The sequence below is a fragment of the Acinetobacter sp. 2JN-4 genome, assembly GCF_003687745.1.
GTDB classification, from domain to species: domain Bacteria; phylum Pseudomonadota; class Gammaproteobacteria; order Pseudomonadales; family Moraxellaceae; genus Acinetobacter; species Acinetobacter halotolerans.
This window is the reverse complement of sequence record NZ_RDNY01000003.1, coordinates 175,414-195,625: the sequence shown is the minus strand read 5'-3', so window position 1 is coordinate 195,625 and position 20,212 is coordinate 175,414. Positions and strand designations below refer to the sequence as shown.

At 40.9% G+C, this 20,212-nt stretch carries 15 protein-coding genes; 3 read left to right on the top strand and 12 right to left on the bottom strand.

Annotated elements, in window-relative coordinates; all coding sequences use genetic code 11:
• Positions 1-3: 3 nt before the first annotated feature.
• The 7 genes from EAH57_RS06105 to EAH57_RS06075 form a co-directional block, all read right to left on the bottom strand.
• Positions 4-486 carry a winged helix-turn-helix transcriptional regulator gene (locus EAH57_RS06105; protein ID WP_121929274.1) on the bottom strand — a complete coding sequence of 161 codons (483 nt, stop codon included), beginning with the start codon at positions 484-486 and terminating at the stop codon, positions 4-6.
• A 176-nt stretch (positions 487-662) separates the two neighbouring features.
• Complete coding sequence (locus tag EAH57_RS06100) at positions 663-1,901, bottom strand: molybdopterin molybdotransferase MoeA (protein ID WP_121929273.1); 1,239 nt, start codon at positions 1,899-1,901, stop codon at positions 663-665.
• Positions 1,901-2,824 (bottom strand): bifunctional molybdenum cofactor biosynthesis protein MoaC/MoaB, encoded by a 924-nt coding sequence (gene moaCB, locus EAH57_RS06095; RefSeq protein ID WP_121929272.1) that lies wholly within the window; start codon positions 2,822-2,824, stop codon positions 1,901-1,903. The genes EAH57_RS06100 and moaCB overlap by 1 nt, the downstream gene beginning before the upstream one ends.
• A 53-nt stretch (positions 2,825-2,877) precedes the next feature.
• Complete coding sequence (locus EAH57_RS06090) at positions 2,878-3,369, bottom strand: molybdenum cofactor biosynthesis protein MoaE (protein ID WP_121929271.1); 492 nt, start codon at positions 3,367-3,369, stop codon at positions 2,878-2,880.
• Between the two features lie 2 nt (positions 3,370-3,371).
• The gene (locus EAH57_RS06085) at positions 3,372-3,623 is read right to left on the bottom strand and encodes a MoaD/ThiS family protein (protein ID WP_121929270.1); all 252 of its coding nucleotides are present in this window, start codon (positions 3,621-3,623) and stop codon (positions 3,372-3,374) included.
• Positions 3,624-3,650: 27 nt separating this feature from the next.
• Entirely contained in the window at positions 3,651-4,679 is a 1,029-nt protein-coding gene (gene moaA, locus EAH57_RS06080; RefSeq protein WP_121929269.1) for a GTP 3',8-cyclase MoaA, read from the bottom strand.
• A gap of 279 nt (positions 4,680-4,958) precedes the next feature.
• Positions 4,959-7,244, bottom strand: a complete 2,286-nt coding sequence (locus EAH57_RS06075; RefSeq protein WP_121929268.1) for a molybdopterin-dependent oxidoreductase — start codon at positions 7,242-7,244, stop codon at positions 4,959-4,961.
• 293 nt (positions 7,245-7,537) lie between these two features.
• Here EAH57_RS06075 and dsdA point away from each other — a divergent pair, with 293 nt between their 5' ends.
• Entirely contained in the window at positions 7,538-8,887 is a 1,350-nt protein-coding gene (gene dsdA, locus EAH57_RS06070; RefSeq protein WP_121929267.1) for a D-serine ammonia-lyase, read from the top strand.
• 24 nt (positions 8,888-8,911) lie between these two features.
• On the opposite strand, the gene mobA is transcribed toward dsdA, so the two are convergent.
• From mobA to EAH57_RS06045, 5 genes are all read right to left on the bottom strand, one after another.
• The gene (mobA, locus tag EAH57_RS06065; RefSeq protein ID WP_121929266.1) at positions 8,912-9,541 is read right to left on the bottom strand and encodes a molybdenum cofactor guanylyltransferase; all 630 of its coding nucleotides are present in this window, start codon (positions 9,539-9,541) and stop codon (positions 8,912-8,914) included.
• Positions 9,538-12,318, bottom strand: a complete 2,781-nt coding sequence (locus tag EAH57_RS06060; RefSeq protein WP_121929265.1) for a nitrate reductase — start codon at positions 12,316-12,318, stop codon at positions 9,538-9,540. Before EAH57_RS06060 ends, mobA begins: the two co-directional genes overlap by 4 nt.
• Positions 12,319-12,402: 84 nt before the next feature.
• Positions 12,403-14,025 (bottom strand): nitrite reductase small subunit NirD, encoded by a 1,623-nt coding sequence (gene nirD / locus EAH57_RS06055; RefSeq protein WP_121929264.1) that lies wholly within the window; start codon positions 14,023-14,025, stop codon positions 12,403-12,405.
• Between the two features lie 11 nt (positions 14,026-14,036).
• Positions 14,037-16,583, bottom strand: coding sequence for a nitrite reductase large subunit NirB (nirB, locus tag EAH57_RS06050; RefSeq protein ID WP_121929263.1), 2,547 nt, complete (start codon positions 16,581-16,583; stop codon positions 14,037-14,039).
• Positions 16,584-16,610: 27 nt separating this feature from the next.
• The gene (locus tag EAH57_RS06045; protein ID WP_121929262.1) at positions 16,611-17,963 is read right to left on the bottom strand and encodes an MFS transporter; all 1,353 of its coding nucleotides are present in this window, start codon (positions 17,961-17,963) and stop codon (positions 16,611-16,613) included.
• Between the two features lie 562 nt (positions 17,964-18,525).
• On the opposite strand from EAH57_RS06045, the gene EAH57_RS06040 reads away from it, so the two are divergent.
• Entirely contained in the window at positions 18,526-19,116 is a 591-nt protein-coding gene (locus tag EAH57_RS06040) for an ANTAR domain-containing response regulator (protein ID WP_121929261.1), read from the top strand.
• A complete protein-coding gene (locus EAH57_RS06035; protein WP_121929260.1) occupies positions 19,117-20,151 on the top strand; it encodes an ABC transporter substrate-binding protein in 1,035 nt (344 codons plus the stop codon). It abuts the gene before it with no gap.
• Positions 20,152-20,212 lie beyond the last annotated feature (61 nt).

The following is a 20,212-nucleotide window of genomic DNA, read 5'->3' as shown; positions in this document are numbered from 1 at the left end:
GAATCATGCGCTTTTTTGCTTTTGATCCATAAATGCAAAATAACCTGGCCCAGCTGTCGCCCGTACATCTTTGACTTGAATAGGCTCGTCACATTCTGAGCAGACCATTTGAGGTATCATTTTCTTTCCACAGCGCTTGTGTGTAAACTCAATCGGCTTTCCAAGCCCCATATCCATCCATTTATCTGCCCATTGTATCATCGACAACATAATCGGATAAAGGTCTAAGCCTTTTTCAGTAAGTTGATATTCAAAACGTTCTTGACGTTCAACATAGGGGACTTTGGCTAAGATACCATGTTCAACTAACCGCTTTAATCGCTCAGAAAGTACGTGTCTGGTTAAACCTAAGCTGCGTTGAAAATCGTCAAACCGACGTACTCCCATAAACGCATTTCGCAAGATCAGCATCGTCCAACGATCACCAAGTACTGAAAGTGTTCTCGCCACTGAACATGGCTGATCGCCTATCTCGTCCCATTTCATTATTATCACCAAATCATTATTTTAAAGTTTTAAAAGACATTAAACCTTGTCTTGAACCGTAAGCTTAGAAACTAAGCAATATAAAATATACAGTAACTATCTCAGCGATCAGATGCAATATTGGTACTGAGCTAAAAGTGAAAAAAAACAATTAGTTTACACAATACAATCAAATCTTAATTGTGAATAAATAGCCCAGAAACCAGTTGTCCTGCTTCTATTTTAATATTGGCAGGAATACGGACCAAACAGTTTGCCTGCATGAGATTACTCAGCATATGAGATTGCTGTTTAGCCAAACTTTGTAGTTTAAGTTGCCCGTATTCGAAGTAAGCATGCATTCTCAAAAAACGTTCACGCGCATCTGATTTGAGTTCATGCGTCAGGATGGCGCTAAACCACTCTAATGGCTGATCTTGACTTTGTAGAGCATCTAATAAAGTTTTGCCATAAATCTGCATTGCCACATATACGGCGGCTGGATTTCCCGGTAATCCGAGTAAATAACAAGGATGACCCTCACTATTTAGTGGCTTATATTCTGCAAAAAACAGCGGTTTACCCGGTTTTTGTTTTACTTTCCAAAAAACTTGCTCAAAACCCGTTTCAAATGCACAAGGACGTACAAAGTCATAATCTCCAACTGAAACACCGCCAGTGGTAATAACCACATCATACTGTTGTTTCAACTGTTCAAAGCAGTGTCTGACTTGTTCTGCTTCATCAGCAATATGCAAAATCTCTACATCTAGCCCATAATCATTGAACCATGCTTTCAACAATGGACCATTAGCATCGAAAACTTTACCTGCTTGTAAATCCGCTGGTGTTTCCGCAACTTCATCACCTGTAACCACAACGGCAACTTTGGGCACACTAAACACATCGATGGTTTGTACGCCAGCCATACTCAGCGCAGCAAGTGCACCAATATTAATTTTCTGGTCAACATCAGCCAATTGTTGGCCAACTTGGATTTCTTCACCAGTAAATCGAATATCTGCTTCTGGTTTGATATGTTCAGCTAAGCGGATGTTAGCATCAGACTCAACAATGACGATTTCCTGTCGTGCAACATGTGTTGTACCTTCCGGAATTTTCCCGCCCGTAAAGATCCGAATTGCTTGCCCTTGTTCCAAAGGACGATCCGATACACTTCCTGCTTTGATTTCGCCTTTCAGGTCAAAGCGAGCATCTTGAAGATGCTCAAGCGTGGTATTCAATGCATAGCCATCGACTGCACTTTGAGAAAAGTTTGGTAAATTTACATTTGAATATACCGCTTCAGCCAAATATCGATTAAGACACTGCCCTAAAGGCAATGTCTCTGTCGCAAGTACTTGAGGTCGTGTTTGAATCAGTTGTAATGCTTCATCAATACTGATTAAACCTTTTTCAGCACCACATCCAGACATTATTCATATCCTCCTGGATGAGGTAAGTCACGACATACATCAAAAATATGAACTAAGGCTGGTAAAATTGCGGCCATCGACTCACTTGCACCACCGCGACTACCCGGTAAAGTCACCACCAATGAACGATCAATAAAACCAGCAACACCACGAGACATCGCAGCATAAGGGGTACGTCTTTGACCAAATGCGCGAGAAGCTTCCATTAAACCATCTAATTTACGTTCCATGAGTGGTTCAAGCGTATCGACGGTAATATCGCGCTTACTAATACCTGTCCCACCTACCGTCATAATGCATGCATATGACTTAGTCAGTTCTAAAACCAAATCTTTCAACTGATCTGGTTCATCAGCTAAGATTTGATAATGAATCGGATCAAATCCAGCTTCAGTCAAAGTATCAACCACGGATTTACCCGCAGTATCAGGTTTACGCCCTGCAGCAACCGTGTCAGAAAGAACAATCACAGCAGCAGAAACTGGCTGACGCAAAGTACGTTTAAAGTGAGACTTACCACCTTTTTTCTTCAGCAATTTACACTGATCTAAACAAAGTTCGTCAGGCTCACAATGTGGTTTTAACATATCGTAAATGGTCAACCCAGCTAAACTCGCAGCGGTTAAGGCCTCCATTTCCACACCAGTTGGTCCAATGGTTTCAACTGTTGTCAGAATCACCACGTGATCCTCTTTTAAATCATAATCAACATCAGCACGATAGATCGGTAAAGGATGACACAGTGGAATCAGCTCATCTGTGCGTTTCGCCGCCAAAATACCTGCAATGCGAGCTGTTTTTAAAGCATCACCTTTTTCGGTATTTCCATCTCGCAGTAACTGAATACAATGTGGTGGTGCGTATAAAATTGCTTGTGCTTCTGCAACACGATAACTTTCGGGCTTCATCCCAACATTTTTCATTCATTTTACCTGTTAAATTCTATACTAGACGGATTCTTGCCGACTTCTAATCCTTAATCATGCGAACAATGTTCATGGGTATGAACATGAGGGTGAGTCTCAACTTCAACCGCATCTTTGCGAATACAGCAGCCCTCAACATATTGGCTGGTACCATCCATAAAGAATTCCTCTTTCCAAATCGGCACTTCATGCTTGACCCGTTCCACTGCTTCTTCGCAAGCCTGAAAAGCTTCACGGCGATGAGCAGCATAAGCAATCGCAATAATCGCGGTTTCGCTGACATCCAAATAGCCAATACGATGCATGACACGAACATAAGACACTTGATATTTGTCTTGTATTTCTTGTTCGATTTGACGAATCATTTTTTCAGCAACTGGGGTATAAGCTGTGTATTTTAAGGCTTTGACCGCTTTTCCTTCGTGATGGTTACGCACTGTACCAATAAAAATATCAATGCCCCCACATTCAGGAAAGCTTTGAATTGGATCAAAACAATCTAAACCTAAAGCTTGATCCTGAACCCTAGCAAATTCACGCATTTTTATCCTCCGGCTACTGGCGATAACAACACCAATGTACACGATGAAGCCAGTGCTGTTTGTCGAGTTATGATGTCCTCCCCAATTGCACAAGCACACTTTTCCATCGCAGTTGCAGACTCAGGATACTGCGTCACTAGATGGGACAGCACATCTTGAACCAACTGGCCAGCAGCAAACTCAAATGCAAGTAATTTTGGCAACAATCGTTCTATAGCACCAAAGGCTTCTATTTTAATCTCAATGGTTTGCATTTCTTCTCCAGACCATTTTTTCCTAAACTAACCACCCAACATATGCATACTTATTTTACGCGCTTGTTGGTGTTGAATTGCGTGATAGCCTTGCGCTTTTCGCCAAATATAAGGTTTTACCTGCATATCAAGCTCATTAAAATCAGATATTTGTTTTATTTTCTGTTCTCGAAGTATATTCAACAAATACGGTTTAATATTTAGCCCTTGCTGAGCGAACAGGCAATTGTAGAGCTCACCTTGTGCAGTCAGTCGAATTCGATCACATTCACCACAAAATGAATGGGTAATCGTTGAAATTATGCCGATACGATACTGTCCATCGAGTTGATACTGACGAGCAGGTTCATGCTGCTGTTGGATGAGCTGAATATCATAATGCGGTTTGAGTTGTTCTAAAATTTCCGCCTCACTGACAACCGCCTGATCGGTCCAATGCTGATCACCATCCAAAGGCATAAATTCAATAAATCGTAATTGAATATTGTGATGTTTAGCCCATTTCACCATCGGTAAGATTTGGTCATCATTCTGACCTTTCATCAATACACAATTGATTTTAAATGGCAGCCCTGATTTTTTTGCGGCATCGATACCATTTAAAACTGGAATCAGCTCTTTCTTCGTGAGGCTTTTAAATTGTTCGGCATCTAAACTATCAAGGCTAATATTTAGGTCATCTAAACCTGCCTGCTTAAGCTGCTCAGCATATTTAACTAAGTAGTGAGCATTGGTCGTCATTGAAATTCGCTTCAAACCCAGTGCTCTTAAAGCTTGCAAATCACGGATAAAGTGAACCACACCTTGACGCATTAAAGGTTCACCACCTGTAATACGAATATTTTCAATGCCTTGTTTAACCATATATTGGCAGAATATCAATAAGGCTTCAAAACTCAGTAAATCTTGCTTTTTCATCCATTCAGGATGTTCAGGCATACAATAAATACATTTGAAGTTGCAACGATCCGTCACGGAAATCCGCAACTTTCGTTTCATACGACCATATTGATCCTTTAAGATCGGTACAGTCATGTTGGCTATCTCATGCTTCATTATATGCACTCATATTGTGAATCTTCTCACTACTTTTAGCACAAACTCTGTGCATCCTTATTGGACTAACCCTAGTGAGTCGATTTTATTACAGCAATAACTATTCCAATCTATAACCATTATTGCTTATTGTGTTGCTTATTTATGCAAACAAGTGGCTTTACTTGCTATAAACAACCATTAATCATGTTGTGGTTCATTTTCATCAAAATCACTCCGCACCATTTTCTATCACTTGTCTATAAAAATGATTGAATTTAGTGCGGCAGTCTGATTACTTTATAAAGCCAATACTCGTTCCAACCGCACAGGTACATACTTATGATATGGTGTCTTGGACAAAGGATCACAATGCTGCGTTGAAGTTAGCAGATTCAATTGTGGCCCAATCGGTTCACCTCCGCGATAACGTAAACCATAACCATGTGGTAATGACACTACACCTTTACGCATCCCCTCATCAAGCTCGACGGTGACTTGAATCTGCCCATGCTCAGAAATACATTGAAGGTAATGGCCATTTTCCACTTCTAACCTTGATGCATCTTCAGGATTCATTCTCAAACGTCCTTCCGCATCAACTTTACGCCATGCTGGATCACGATAGATTTGATTGGCGTTATAGCTGCGACGCTCACCAGCCAATAGAATAAATGGATAATCTCCTGTGAATGCCAATGACTGCTGATTTAATTGTGCCAACTCAACAAACATTTCAGGAATGGCTAAGCGAATTTTCTTATCTTTATAAGCAATCAAATTCCATACATCCGTGTACTCATGTTGTGATAAGACCACACCTGAACGTTGTTCTAATATGGTTTGGAATAATTTAACCCCTAGGTTAAGACGATTACCTTCATAACCAGCTCGCTTCACAGCTTTATAATGTTGAGCCGCATACTGCATGCTTAAGGGCAACAACAACGCAGTTGAAGCAGCATCATTTGGCAAAGTCTTGCCCAATGTGCGATACACAATAGAGGCAGCAAATGGAATCAACTTCCTATTTCTCGCAAAGCTCGCGCCAAGTGCAGCAAAATAGGCCAAATAAGCTGTATTTGCAGAAGCTTTTTCCGAAATTTTACTCAAAATAGGAAATGTCTTAGGCATCACCTGCATTGCTTCGAGCAAGCGCGTGTAAATTTCTGCTTCGGGTAATGTATTCCCTTTTGCTTGGAAAAGTGGATGACGTAAATGGAATCCATTTTTAGGAAATTCTAAATTAAAGCCAGTAAATTCCCATTTCTCAAACTGAGTATGTGCAGGCAATACATAATGTGCCAACCGCGCTGTTTCTGTCATCGCCACATCTACGACGACTAAGAGATCAAGCGATTGAAAAGCCTGTTCATAGGCTGAAGTATCAGCATATGTAAGTAAAGGATTACAACTATCGACAAATACAGCACGAACGCGTTTTTCACCACCTTTTAAGATTTCGTCAGGTAAAATATTAGGTGGAAAAAAACCCGAAATCGGAAACATTTTATGATGAACTGTACGTCGATATTTAGGGTTTCGCTCATCAGTATTGGTCAGAATTGGAATAAACATGGTATGCAAATTATTAGTACCTTGTTGACCAAAATGTCCTACCAATAAGTATAAAAGCTTCTCTAAATAGCCATTTAGCGTTGTATTTAACGTATGTTGGATACCTAAATCAATTCGCACACAAGCACTTTTTGCTTTGGCGAAATCGCGAACAATTTGATAAATCAGCTCAATTGGAACATCTGCTTTTTGAATGTATTCTTCCACAGGAATGTTAAGGAAGGCCTGCTTAACTTGTTCAAATCCATGGGTATGTTGTTGAATAAACTGTTGGTCATACAAGTTTTCACGCAGCATGATTGCGATCATCGCTGACATCAGGTATGCATCTGTTCCGGGTTTTAATTGAACATGAATATCTGCTTGTTTGGCAGTTTCTGTAACACGTGGATCAAAAACCACCATAGTCCGATTAGGATCTTTTTTTATGTGTTTTAAGGTATCTCTGGCATTGGGGATACCATGCGCTTGAAATGGGTTAGTTCCAATAAACAAAACATAATCAGCATGTTCAACATCTTCTGTGGTATGACAAGCTTGGCTTCCAAACAAACGACCATTAACCCAAAAATCTCCCGTCTTTTCCTGTGCCAAAGAGTTATAGGCATAAAAACTTTTCATGGCGTACAACAGCTGGCGACCATAGGCTGCGCCTAAGTGATTGCCCTGTCCACCACCACCAACGGAAGCAAATGCAGTTCCGCCATAGGTATTACGGATCTGTACCAGTTGATCAGCGATCTCCTGAATCGCCTGCTCCCAACTCACTTCCTTAAATGAACCATCCGCCTGACGTTTTAATGGAGAGGTTAAACGATCTGCATGTTGTTGATAATGCTGTAATCGTGCTGCCTTTTGACAAATATAACCTTGAGAAAATGGATGTTTATCGTCACCTTTGATTTTCTTAAATTGGTTATTTTCGATTTCAACACTGAGCCCACAATTTCGTGAACATAGAATGCATGCCGTGACGTCTTGTCTAGAAGCTGTAGAGCTTATTGTCATTTGTATTTCACCTTATCATTGTTATGAAAATTGGCCCATTAAACAAATTTTCTTTGCTGAGCTCATAACATCTACAAAATTTTGATTATGTTCAACACTGGTTTCGACTTGATTGTGTTGAGATGGTAATCTCAAGCTTATTTGCACATGTTAATGTGAATTAAAATTAATCGAGTTCCAAAATAGAACTTATTTAGAAAAAGGTCAAGAACACTGGTCTTAAATTTAAAAAAACTTTAGGCTTGGCTGCATTATTCTCATTGTTATTTTATTTAGACCTGATGAGCACACTTATGAATTCAGATCAAATTAAGCTCCTGATTACACAACATCCAATCGTTAAAGATCTGATCGAACTTAAAGAGACGATTTGGTTTAACTCCCAATTCACTTCACTTAGCGAAGGCTTGCCCTACGTTGGACTCGATCAAACAGATATTGATGATGCTCGCGACCGTTTAAAACGTTTTGCTCCTTATTTGATGGCTGTATTTCCTGAAACAATCATCACAAAAGGTATCATCGAATCTGAGCTTATAGACATTCCTGATATGCAACAAACTGTTGAAGCCCACTTCGGGCAAAAGGTTTACGGTAAACTTTGGCTTAAAAAAGATAGCCATCTACCCATATCAGGTTCAATTAAAGCACGCGGCGGTATTTACGAAGTACTCTTCCATGCTGAAAAGCTTGCACTTCAAGCAGGATTGTTAACCGTTGATGAAGATTACTCAAAACTAAATAGTATTGAGTTTAAAGAATTTTTTAATCAGTACAGTATTGCAGTCGGCTCAACAGGCAACCTCGGACTGTCAATTGGAATAATGAGTGCGAAACTAGGTTTTAATGTTACGGTACATATGTCAGCAGACGCACGCCAATGGAAAAAGGATAAGTTACGATCACACGGTGTCACTGTGATTGAATATGAGCAAGATTACGGTGTTGCTGTAGAAGAAGGTCGAAAAGCCGCCTTAGCAAATCCGAATTGTTTTTTCATTGATGATGAAAATTCGCAAACTTTATTTTTAGGTTATGCAGTTGCAGGCGAACGTTTAAAGATGCAGCTAGAACAGAAAAATATCGTTGTGGATCAAGATCACCCTTTGTTCGTTTATTTGCCTTGTGGTGTTGGTGGTGGTCCTGGTGGCGTCGCATTTGGGTTGAAAATGGCTTTTGGTGATCATGTTCATTGTATTTTCGCTGAACCCACACACTCACCATGTATGCTACTAGGCGTTGCTACCGGTCTACATGATGGAATTTCTGTTCAAGACATTGGCATTGATAATATTACCGCTGCTGACGGTCTCGCTGTTGGTCGTGCATCAGGATTTGTTGGTCGCGCAATGGAAAGGTTGTTGGATGGATTTTATACAATTGAAGACCAAACAATGTATCTATTACTTGGCATGCTTAACCAATTTGAAAGCCTCAAGCTAGAACCCTCAGCTTTAGCTGGCATGTTAGGCCCTATATTGATCAGCCAGCATCAAGAGTATGCTACTTTACACCAACTAACAGATAACCAGCTTGAAAATGCCAATCATATCGTTTGGGCAACTGGCGGTGGAATGGTACCTGCTGAAGAAATGGAGAATTACCTCAAAAATCCGAATGCAAGTCGTTTTCTTTTAAAGTGATTGAACAGAAAAGATATACAACCATTAATTCGAAATAAGCATCCGCTTAAAAGCTTTGATCTGCTGATATTGCTGTAATTCATCTAGCGAATTTATGCTATGACAAAATAAACTTTGCTTCTGAAATGAGGCATTTTGTGCATGTAAAAGTTTAAAACACGCACGTAAACTTAACTTATTTGCTGCTATTTGTTGTTCTAGAATCTGCAAACTTGCTCTTTTTAATAAGCAAAATGGATATAAAGCATCACCATTAATCATGACATAAGCGACTTGAGCGAGCGTACTTTTCTGCAAAGCACGATGCAATTTTGCCAAAACCTGATTTGGGATATAAGTCACATCACAAGGAATGAATAGGACATAGTCTGATTGTACTTGTGACCAAGCGCTTTTCATTCCCATCAAAGGTCCAAGGAAACCACTTTGATCATCTGCATAGCACTGAATGTCTGGTTCAATATGTTTATAAATCGAACTATCACGGTGACTATTGACCCAAATATTTTGTACTTCAGCTTTAAAATTTTGACAAATTTTTGTGAGTTGAACTTGGTCATCAAATTGTTGTAAAAGTTTGTTCATACCGTTCATACGGCGTGCTTGCCCTCCCGCCAAGATCACCAGATCTGTAGCGGGAAATTCTGTATTCATACTTCTGCCTCCAACTGACAGGTTTTGATCAAGCCACGAATCTCTGGTAAACATGAACCACAATTTCCACCAGCTTTTAAACATGCGGTGACTTGCTTTTCATGGGTAATATTTTGGGTTTTAATGGCTTCGATGATTTTATTTTTACCTACTTTAAAGCAACTACACACCAAAGGCCCATCGTTGTTCGCCGCTGACATCGGCATACCAGCCAGCAAAGCTTTACGATGTAATGCACTCAATCGCTCACGTTTAAATAGCGTAGCAACCCAGTCTCGATCAGGCAACAACTCTGCTGGTGCGATATATAAACTAGCAATAAGAATGCCATCCTTCAAAATTACACTATGACTCAATTGCGCTGAAACATCATCCAGACTTAACCATTCATAGGTTTCATCGACAAAAGGTAAGAAGTTTTTAAGATTTCGTTGCGTTTGATCAAAATTATGGCGGTCTGCAATCTCATAACGCATTGCTTTTGCCGTCTTAATCTTGGTCCACCAAGCGCAGGTTTGTAGTGAGTTTTTGATGTGATGTTCAAATCCTTCTCGAACATACAATACCCCTTGCCAAGTGGTATGGAAAGGCTGAATCGCCACAGGTGTATGTTTAAATTCAGGTTCACCTGAAATAGCATCTACCACTGGGTTGACCACCTTACCAATTCTGGCATCTGAAGCCACTTGTTCAGTCCAATGAATCGGTGCAAAGATTTGTCCACGGCGTACACCATGAGCCAGCGTCACACGTAATACACAACTGCCCCACACTGAACGTACTTCAACTAAACCTTTATCACGGATACCAAATTTCAAGGCATCATTGGGATGAATTTCACAAAAAGGTTCAGCTCGGTGTGTAGTCAAATTCTCTGATAAACCTGTCCGTGTCATGGTATGCCATTGGTCACGGATACGACCTGTGTTCAATATCAATGGATAATCTTCAGAAGTCGCATTGACAGGATCAATCGCAACCGTTGGAATCAATTTGGCCTTGCTATTTTTATGGCTAAAGCGCCCTTGATCAAAAAGTTGCTCAACCATAATACTCTGGCCTTTTTCCCAAACGGGCCATTGAATAGGTTGTAAGTGGTTATATTCATCTACGCTTAAATTCATTAAGCCTTTTAAGTTGAAATAACGAAAATTTTCGACCTGATCACGCTGATCTAAGCTGGCATTTTCATAGGCGGACAGCGCTGCATGTTCATTAAAAATATCGCAGGCATTATTAAAATCAAAGCCACCAAAACCAAGCTTCTTCGCCACCTCACACACGGCCCACCAATCTGCTTTGGTTTGTTTTGGTGCTGGAAGGAAAGCACGTTGACGAGAAATACGGCGTTCCGAGTTGGTCACTGTGCCATCTTTCTCACCCCAACCTAAAGCTGGTAACAGCACATCGGCATAAGCAGTGGTATCTGTATCTGCACATATATCAGAAACAACCACAAACTCACATTTTTCCAAAGCACGTTTGACTTGATCAGCATCAGGTAAGCTCACCACTGGATTGGTCGCCATAATCCAAATGGCTTTGATCTTGCCACTTTCTACCGCTTGGAACAAATCAACCGCTTTCAAGCCTGCTTGATTGGCAATCACAGGGCTGTTCCAAAAATTTTGTACAAGTGTTTGATGCGATGGATTATCAATATCCATATGCGCTGCCAGCATATTCGCCAAACCTCCAACTTCACGCCCACCCATTGCATTGGGTTGACCTGTCATCGAAAAAGGCGCAGCACCTAATTTACCAATTTTTCCAGTCAATAAATGGCAATTGATAATGCTATTGGCTTTATTTACCCCTTGAGAGGATTGATTGACCCCCATAGAAAATAAGGTGACGACTTTTTCAGTATTGGCAAACTTATCAAAAAACAGTTGTAATTTTTCCGCAGAAATACCCGTACGTTTGACTAAGGCTTTAAAATCTTGTTCGCTGTGACTCGCCTCTAAAAGTGCTGATAAACCTTCTGTATAAGATTCAACAAAATGATGATCTACAAAATCATTGTGATATAAATGCTGCAATAAACCATTAAATAAAGCGACATCCTGCCCTGGTAAAATTGGCAAATGTAAATCAGCTTGTTCACAGGTACTGGTGAATCTTGGGTCAACCACCACCACGAATAAATCTGGATTTTTAGTTTTTGCCTGCATAATGCGTTGATATAAAACAGGATGACACCAAGCCGTATTTGAACCGACCAGTACCACCATATCGGCATGTTCAAAGTCTTCATAACTTGCAGGGACAATATCCTCGCCAAAGGCACGTTTATGTGCAGCTACGGCAGAAGACATACATAGACGTGAGTTGGTATCGATATTCGCCGTACCAAGATAACCTTTCACGAATTTATTAACCACATAATAGTCTTCAGTCAGTAGCTGACCCGACACGTAAAATGCAACGCTGTCACGACCATATTGATCGATACAGGCTTGAAATTGGTCTGCAATTTTCTCAACGGCAGCATCCCAAGTGGTGGCTGTCCGATGATTTTTACGCCCGAACATTGGGTTCAAGACACGTGTTTCTAAACCTAAAGTATCAGCTAAATTACTGCCTTTGATACACAGTCGACCAAAATTTGCTGGGTGTGCAGTATCTCCAGCCACCTGTACAGTTGCACCTTGTGTTTTATGCTGGACAGTAACATCCACACCACAACCAACACCACAATAGGGACAAGTTGTTTTTGTAATGATTTTTTCTACATGATCGGAGCGAATGTGTTCTAAATTTTGAATACTGTTCATGACTGCCCCTTACCTAATTCATTTCTGCCTACATTTCACATTCTATTTTTGGCTTAGGAGGATCACCCCCTAAGCCAAAGAGGATTACCCAGCTTTTTTCATTGCAAAATCTTTACCAAATAACAATTTATTTCTAAATGTCGACACTGGCGTTTGATCCGCAATCAGTTCGGCATACCACATGCCATCTTCGGTATCACCAAATAGAACGGCACCAATCACTCGATCTTTTTGGATAATAATACGCTTGTAAATTTGGCGTTTCTCATCGTTGAGAATAATGTCTTCATAGTCGTCTTTCGGTTCAAAGTTACCCGCCGAGAACACATCCACACCACTGACTTTAAGCTGCGTTGGAACCGTTGGTGATTTGAAAGTCAAACTACCATGCTCTGCCAAATGGGTTGCACAGATAAATGCTTGTCCCCATAGCGGTTCAACCAAACCAAAGGTTTGATTACGGTGCTCAATACACTCACCCACTGCATAGATACTTGGATCAAAGGTTTGCATGGTGTCATTGACCAAGATACCACGATTACAACGTAAGCCTGCGCTTTGTGCCAATGCGATATTTGGACGGATACCGACGGCAAAGATCACTAGATCAGCATCTAAAACAGTCCCATCTTTTAAACGAACTTGTTTAACATGATCATGTTCATCCGCAATCAAGGCTTCTGTATTTGCCTCAGTAATAATATTGATGCCTTTTTGTTCGATACTATGGCGTAACATCGCACTTGCTCGACCATCAAGCTGACGCTCCATGATACGATCCATCAAATGCAATACAGTGACATTCATACCACGCTGTACCAGACCATAAGCAGCTTCTAAACCAAGTAAGCCACCACCAATCACCACTGCATTTTTCTTGCTTTCAGCATATTTGATCATGGTATTTACATCATAAATATCACGGAAGCTGATCACACCTTTTAGATCGACACCTTGAACTGGCGGAATAAATGGCGACGAACCTGTCGCAATAATCAGACGATCATAATCAACACTTTCACCTTTTTGGGTATGTACTGTTTTACGTGTACGATCAATCTTTACCGCAGGATCATCAGCAATAAACTTGATGCCTTTATCGCTGTACCATGCGTGTGGATGCAGCATAATATCATCGATGGTTTTCTCACCTGAAAGTACAGGCGACAACATAATGCGGTTGTAGTTACCCCAAGGTTCTTCGCCAATCACGGTTACTTCATAGCGATCAGGCGCCATATCGAGTAAATCTTCAAGACAGCGCATCCCAGCCAAACCATTGCCGATAAGCACAAGTTTTAACTTTTCTTGAGAAGCACCGTTATTGGTGATGTAAGTCTTTTGTGGAACTGGACTCACCCATACCCGACCTTCTTCAATTTTAGTTGGGAATACTAGGAGCTTTTGATCTTTATCTTCTAAACATCGCCCTGTTGCTAAACTGAAATGCTGCTTATAGATCGGCGATGCAATCACACGCTCACCTTGCAAGTCACCAATAATGCCACGACACATCACATTTGCTTGGCTAAACGGATCTTTATTGCTCAATGCATAAATACGTTTTTCATGACCCACACGGAACAAGGCTACTGTTTGCTCACCGACCAATGCCCCTACGCCGGTATTGGGTGTAATGTCATTTAAAGCACACACATCGACCCATTGATCTTCAGGAAGCATATTTAAATCTTTTAAGTTCGTCATTTTAATTCTCCTTATGCTTCAACCATTGGAATACGATCAACTGAACGCTCAGCATCATTCAACGGGCGGATTTGATCACGTACTTGGGTAAACTGAATGTGTGGATCAGCTTGTTCATCTGCACTTGCATTAATATAAGTTTGGAAGCGTTTACGGATTTCAGGATTTTCCACCGCAGTACGCCATTCATCTTGATACGTACCAATCACATGACTCATACGATTTTCAAGCTCTTCTGCTAGACCCAATGAATCATCGACAATTACGGCTTTCAAGTAATCTAAACCACCTTCCATGTTGTCACGCCATACGCTGGTACGTTGTAAACGATCAGCCGTTTGGATATAGAACATAAAGAAGCGGTCAATATAACGGATCAACGTTTGGGTATCTAAATCTGATGCAAGTAACTCAGCATGGCGAGGTTTCATACCGCCGTTACCACAGACGTATAAGTTCCAGCCTTTCTCAGTTGCAATGACACCCACATCTTTACCTTGCGCTTCGGCACACTCACGCGTACAACCCGAAACCGCCATTTTCAATTTATGTGGTGAACGTAAACCTTTGTAACGATTCTCAAGTTCAATCGCTAAGCCTACAGAGTCATCAACGCCATAACGACACCATGTGCTACCCACACAAGACTTCACAGTACGCAATGATTTACCGTAAGCGTGACCAGATTCAAAGCCAGCCGCGTTGAGTTCTTCCCAAATGAATGGAAGCTCATGGATTTGCGCGCCGAATAAGTCGACACGCTGACCGCCGGTGATTTTGGTATACAAATTATATTTCTTGGCAATTTGACCGACCGCAATCAATCCATCTGGAGTGACTTCACCGCCTGCCATACGTGGCACAACTGAATAAGAACCATCTTTTTGGATATTCCCCAAGTAGTAATCATTACTGTCTTGTAAGCCTGCATGACTTGGTTCAAGCACAAAATCATTCCAGCACGATGCCAAAATATTGGCAGCCGTTGGCTTACAAATATCACAGCCTAAGCCATGACCATGTTGATGAATCAGATCATCAAAAGTTTTGATTTCATTGACACGGACCAAGTGATACAACTCTTGGCGTGAGTACGGAAAGTGTTCGCAAATGTGGTTATTAACCGTAACACCTTGGCGTTGTAATTCTGATTTCAATACTTGTGTCACGAGTGGCGCACAACCACCACAAGCTGTTGCTGCTTTTGTACATTTTTTCAATGCACCGAGTGAGGTTGAACCATCACAAATTGCTTGGCAAATATCTGCCTTAGACACGTTATTACATGAACAGATGGTTGCACTGTCAGGTAGTAAGTCAACACCACTTCCACCAGCTTTCGCGCCTGTGTCAGAGAAGCCTGGCATAATTAAACTTTCAGGCGTTTCAGGTAATGCCAAGCCATTCAACATCATTTGCAATAAATCGTTATATTCGGCTGCATCACCCACCAAAACCGCGCCAAGCAGTTTGGTTTTATCGGCATCGACCACGATCTTTTTATAAACCAAGGCATCTTCATCAGCATAAAAATAGCTAAGAGAGTTTGGAGTCATACCATGTGCATCACCGACTGATGCAACATCGACACCCATCAACTTTAGCTTGGTGCTCATATCAGCACCTGCAAAGCAATGTGTTTCTTCAACCAAAATATGTTTTGCTGCAATACGTGCCATGTCATAGCCCGGTGCAACTAGACCATAAATTTTGTTATCCCACAGCGCACATTCACCAATCGCATAAATGTTTTCATTTGAGGTTTGGCAGTAATCGTTGATTTTAATACCACCACGCTCACCGAGGACTAAACCACTCGAACGAGCCAATTCATCACGCGGACGAATACCTGCTGAGAATAAAATAATATCGGTTTCAAGCTCGCTGCCATCAGCAAACTTCATCACATGCGTTGCTTCTGCACCTTCTTCAATAGACGAGGTTGCTTTTTGGGTGTGAACTTTCACCCCAAGATTTTCAATTTTACGACGTAATACTTTCCCACCCAAATCATCAATTTGCACTGCCATTAAACGTGGTGCAAATTCAACAACATGTGTTTCTAAGTTTAGATCACGTAATGCTTTCGCTGCTTCCAAGCCAAGTAAGCCACCACCGATCACCACACCTGTTTTGGCATTTAAACTTGCTGCGCGAATCGCATCCAAATCTTCAAGCGTACGGTAGACAAAGCAATTTTCACGATCATTACCTGATATTGGCGGAACAAAAGCATAAGAACCTGTTGCCAACACCAATTTGTCATAGTGAATCACATCCCCATGATTCGTGGTAACAGTCTGTTCAATCGTATCAATCGCAGTTGCTTTGGTGTTTAAGCGTAAATCGATTCCGTGCGCATCGGCAAAATCAAAACGTGCAAGTGACAAGTCTTTTGCCGATTTACCAGAGAAGTACTCAGTCAAATGTACACGGTCATAAGCAATACGTGGTTCTTCTGCTAGAATGGTGATTTCCAACTCATCATCAGCTTTCTCTAAAATGGCTTCGATGAATTTATGACCTACCATGCCGTGACCAATCATCACTAATTTCATTGTGTTTCTCCTAAAATCTGATTTCGATTAAGCTGCGCTGTTTTGTTCTGCGTGGCGTTCTACAAGAGCTTGTTCAAATAAGCGTTGTTCTTTTTCTTTATGCTCTACCGAGAATCGAATGAACATCACAGAACCCGCAGTGATCACAACTAAGCCGCCTAAAACCATTAAACATGTTTGGATATCCAACATACCTTTCAATAAAAATCCTGCTGCAACAGCACCAACGTTACCGCCTGCACCGATAATGCCTGCCACACCACCTAAAGCTTCACGATCAATAAATGGGACCAGTGCGTAGGTTGCTCCACATGCCATGTGAGTAAACAATGCGAAGATGGTCATGCTCAAAATTGCTAAAGTAACGCTGTTCATTTGAGAGAAAAGAATCAAGAACAGCCCCTCACCTAAAATCAGTAAAAATAGAATCTTAGTACGTCCGTCCAAACCACGCTTCAATGCGACTTTGTCTGAAACCATGCCACCTAAAGCACGGGCGAATAATGCCAACAAACCAAAGATACCTGCCGCTAAACCCGCTTCTTTTAAACCAAAATCAAAATGTGTGACGTAATACATGGCGATGATGTTATGGATGAAGATCTCAATACCAAAACATGCTGCATAAGAGACAAATAAGATCCACACACGATAGTTACGTGCCGCGTGCATCAGAATCGCCATCCCGCCTTTTTTATCGCTACCAACAGCGATACCTTGTGCCCGAAGCTCTTTAAAGTTGCCTTGCGGGCAATCTTGGGTGTATTTCCAGTAAAGTCCCCCGACAATAACCATCAACAGACCAGGAACAAGCAGTGCGATTCTCCACCCCATTGCCTGCTCAACACCGAACATCACCAACGCCGCCAGCATCAATGGCATCAAGACTTGAGTCGCACCGCCACCAGCATTACCCCAACCAGCAGAAGCAGCATTTGCAGTCCCCACCACATTCGGTGCAAACATAATGCTGGTGTGATATTGCGTAATCACAAAACTGGCACCGATCGCGCCGATCAATAAACGGAAAAATAAGAAAGATTCATAGCTATTTGCAGAAGCAACACCAAATACAGGAATACTCCCGATCAGCAATAATGCGGTATAGGTTTTGCGTGGACCGTATTTGTCACACAGTGGTCCAACGATAAGACGAACGACAATCGTGATCGCGACAGCTGCAATATTGATATTGGCAATTTGATCTATGGTTAAATTGAACTCACCTGCAATCACAGGCATAAGAGGAGCACAAGCAAACCAAGCAAAGAAACAAACGAAGAATGCAAGCCAGCTCATGTGGAATGCACGCATCGCTGGTGCGGAAAAGTTGAATAACTTAATTGATGTGGCTTTTTTGGCCGATAAATCTAAAGACATTGCCATCTCTCCTTTACTGAACGTGTACTGTGTTGTCGACACAAACATTGTGTAAACAAACCGATCAGATCGGACATCGTTGGCCGTCTTACAATTTTTTTTGAAAAGTCGTCTTTGACTCAGTATATAACTAGCAAATGCTGTGCCAAATAAACCAACAAAAAAGTAAAAACAAGGTTAATCACTGTTTTATATGTATTTCTTATTAAATCGTAGATATTATAGATATAAGTAAAACACATCTTTTACCCCTAAAAAGAGGGATGACCTGTTTTAAAGCACAATTCACCTTGCTTCATAACAACACTTTTTACGCACCAAAAAGGCTCATACTCAATTTTTTAACACTTCCAGCCCAGATTTCATTTTTTCAAATAAACGAGCAGCGATACAATAAAGCGCATAAACTATCTACTTCTGGGGCGTTTGCACCGAATCGGAAGTTTTCTGATGGCATTAATATTGCTTAAAAAAATAATAGGGTCTATTAGCATTTCAACAGCCCCTACTCACAGCACTTTATCCAGAATGTGCATATACCGACAGTTTGACTCTTATACTTATGCCGAAACTCAAAATTGTTTTCATAGACGATGATCAGGCTCGGGCGGAATACATTAAAACCTGTTTAACAGAACATGACTTTGATGTAGTCGCTTGTTTTACCTTAGATCATCTTAATATTTTTAATCTAGAGCATCTTCAAGCAGATGTCATTTTGCTTGATATGGATCATCCGCATCGCGATGTGATTGAGAACTGTGTCAGCAGTTTTGACTTACCTACGGTACTTTTTACCAAAAACACGGATAAAGACACCATTAAACAAGCGATTGATGCGGGGATTACTGCCTATATCGTCGATGGCATTGACCCTTCTCGCTTACACACCATTTTAGAAATCTCCATTGAGCAATATAAAAAGCATAAAAAGCTAGAAGGTGATCTTAAAGATGCAAAAACAAAACTTGCAGACCGAAAAGATATTGATAAAGCCAAAGTGTTATTGATGAAACTACATGGTTTAAGTGAAGACACGGCCTTTCAATTACTTAGAAAAAATGCCATGAGTCATCGCATGACCATTGGTGAAATGGCTCGTCGCTTGCTCGATGCGCAACAACTATTAAACAACCAATTGAAGGATGAATAGATGAGCCATTTAGCAAAATTAGAAAAAACTCAATTACAGCTCGGCTATATCCCTTTACTTGACTGTGTTGCATTACTTTGGGCAAAACAACGTGGTTTTTTTGAAGATGTGGGCTTAGATATTAGCTTAGTACAAGAAGCATCTTGGGCAAGCCTACGCGATCGACTTGCCTTTGGTTTGCTTGACGCTGCTCATTGCTTATCGGCAATGTTACCTGCAGCAGCAGTGGCAGCCGATCAAATTGGCATCCCTTTACAAACCCCTTTAGTTTTGAGCGAAAACCGTGCATTTATCAGTCTAAGTCAAAAGCTCTGTTATGAATTAAATATTCAAAAACAAGACTCGGCTGAAACTTCTGCACAGAAATTGGTGCAAAAAATAAAAACAAATCATCCTATTTCCTTAGCCCATGTATTTCAGCACTCTATTCATCACTATTGTTTAAGAGAATGGTTAGCCTTGGCCGATGCGGATTTAGCACACTCCATTCAGGTAAAAACGCTTCCACCGCCCTATATGGCTGAAGCGCTCAACAATCACTTAATCGATGGTTTTTGTGTTGGAGAGCCATGGAATACTCAACCCGAACTGCTTGGATTAAGCCATATCATTTGTTCAAGCCAAGATATTATTCCTAACGTTGCAGATAAAGTATTAGCGGTTACCCAAGAATGGGCACAACAACACCCCAATACGTTGATTGCTTTAACCAGTGCCATTATTAGAGCACAACGTGAACTTAAAGAGATCGAAGATTTTGCACCTGTCTGGCAGCTTCTGATTGAATTTGAGATTATTCAATTCAACTGCTCACCAGAGGTTCATGTTGAAAAATATTTTAATATTCAAAATATCATACGAAACTTCATTCAAGATGATGCTGAACCCAAGCAAAAAGACTTTGCATGGTTATTTCAACAAATGCAAAAATGGTACAGTCCTAATATCAAGGTAGTCTCACATACAGATCCAGCACAGAACTGTTTGTTATTAGATACTTACTCTGCCGCAGTAAATGAAGCAATAAAATCTTAGCGTAAAAAAAGCTGCCTTTAAATATAAAGACAGCGTTGAAAGACCCAAAAGAGACTACGCC

What these genes read in the sequence shown, in the direction of transcription:
- EAH57_RS06105 (WP_121929274.1), bottom strand. Translation starts at nt 486, where the DNA reads ATGAAATGGGACGAGATAGGCGATCAGCCATGTTCAGTGGCGAGAACA.
- EAH57_RS06100 (WP_121929273.1), bottom strand. Translation starts at nt 1,901, where the DNA reads ATGTCTGGATGTGGTGCTGAAAAAGGTTTAATCAGTATTGATGAAGCA.
- moaCB (WP_121929272.1), bottom strand. Translation starts at nt 2,824, where the DNA reads ATGAAAAATGTTGGGATGAAGCCCGAAAGTTATCGTGTTGCAGAAGCA.
- EAH57_RS06090 (WP_121929271.1), bottom strand. Translation starts at nt 3,369, where the DNA reads ATGCGTGAATTTGCTAGGGTTCAGGATCAAGCTTTAGGTTTAGATTGT.
- EAH57_RS06085 (WP_121929270.1), bottom strand. Translation starts at nt 3,623, where the DNA reads ATGCAAACCATTGAGATTAAAATAGAAGCCTTTGGTGCTATAGAACGA.
- moaA (WP_121929269.1), bottom strand. Translation starts at nt 4,679, where the DNA reads ATGAAGCATGAGATAGCCAACATGACTGTACCGATCTTAAAGGATCAA.
- EAH57_RS06075 (WP_121929268.1), bottom strand. Translation starts at nt 7,244, where the DNA reads ATGACAATAAGCTCTACAGCTTCTAGACAAGACGTCACGGCATGCATT.
- dsdA (WP_121929267.1), top strand. Translation starts at nt 7,538, where the DNA reads ATGAATTCAGATCAAATTAAGCTCCTGATTACACAACATCCAATCGTT.
- mobA (WP_121929266.1), bottom strand. Translation starts at nt 9,541, where the DNA reads ATGAATACAGAATTTCCCGCTACAGATCTGGTGATCTTGGCGGGAGGG.
- EAH57_RS06060 (WP_121929265.1), bottom strand. Translation starts at nt 12,318, where the DNA reads ATGAACAGTATTCAAAATTTAGAACACATTCGCTCCGATCATGTAGAA.
- nirD (WP_121929264.1), bottom strand. Translation starts at nt 14,025, where the DNA reads ATGACGAACTTAAAAGATTTAAATATGCTTCCTGAAGATCAATGGGTC.
- nirB (WP_121929263.1), bottom strand. Translation starts at nt 16,583, where the DNA reads ATGAAATTAGTGATGATTGGTCACGGCATGGTAGGTCATAAATTCATC.
- EAH57_RS06045 (WP_121929262.1), bottom strand. Translation starts at nt 17,963, where the DNA reads ATGTCTTTAGATTTATCGGCCAAAAAAGCCACATCAATTAAGTTATTC.
- EAH57_RS06040 (WP_121929261.1), top strand. Translation starts at nt 18,526, where the DNA reads ATGCCGAAACTCAAAATTGTTTTCATAGACGATGATCAGGCTCGGGCG.
- EAH57_RS06035 (WP_121929260.1), top strand. Translation starts at nt 19,117, where the DNA reads ATGAGCCATTTAGCAAAATTAGAAAAAACTCAATTACAGCTCGGCTAT.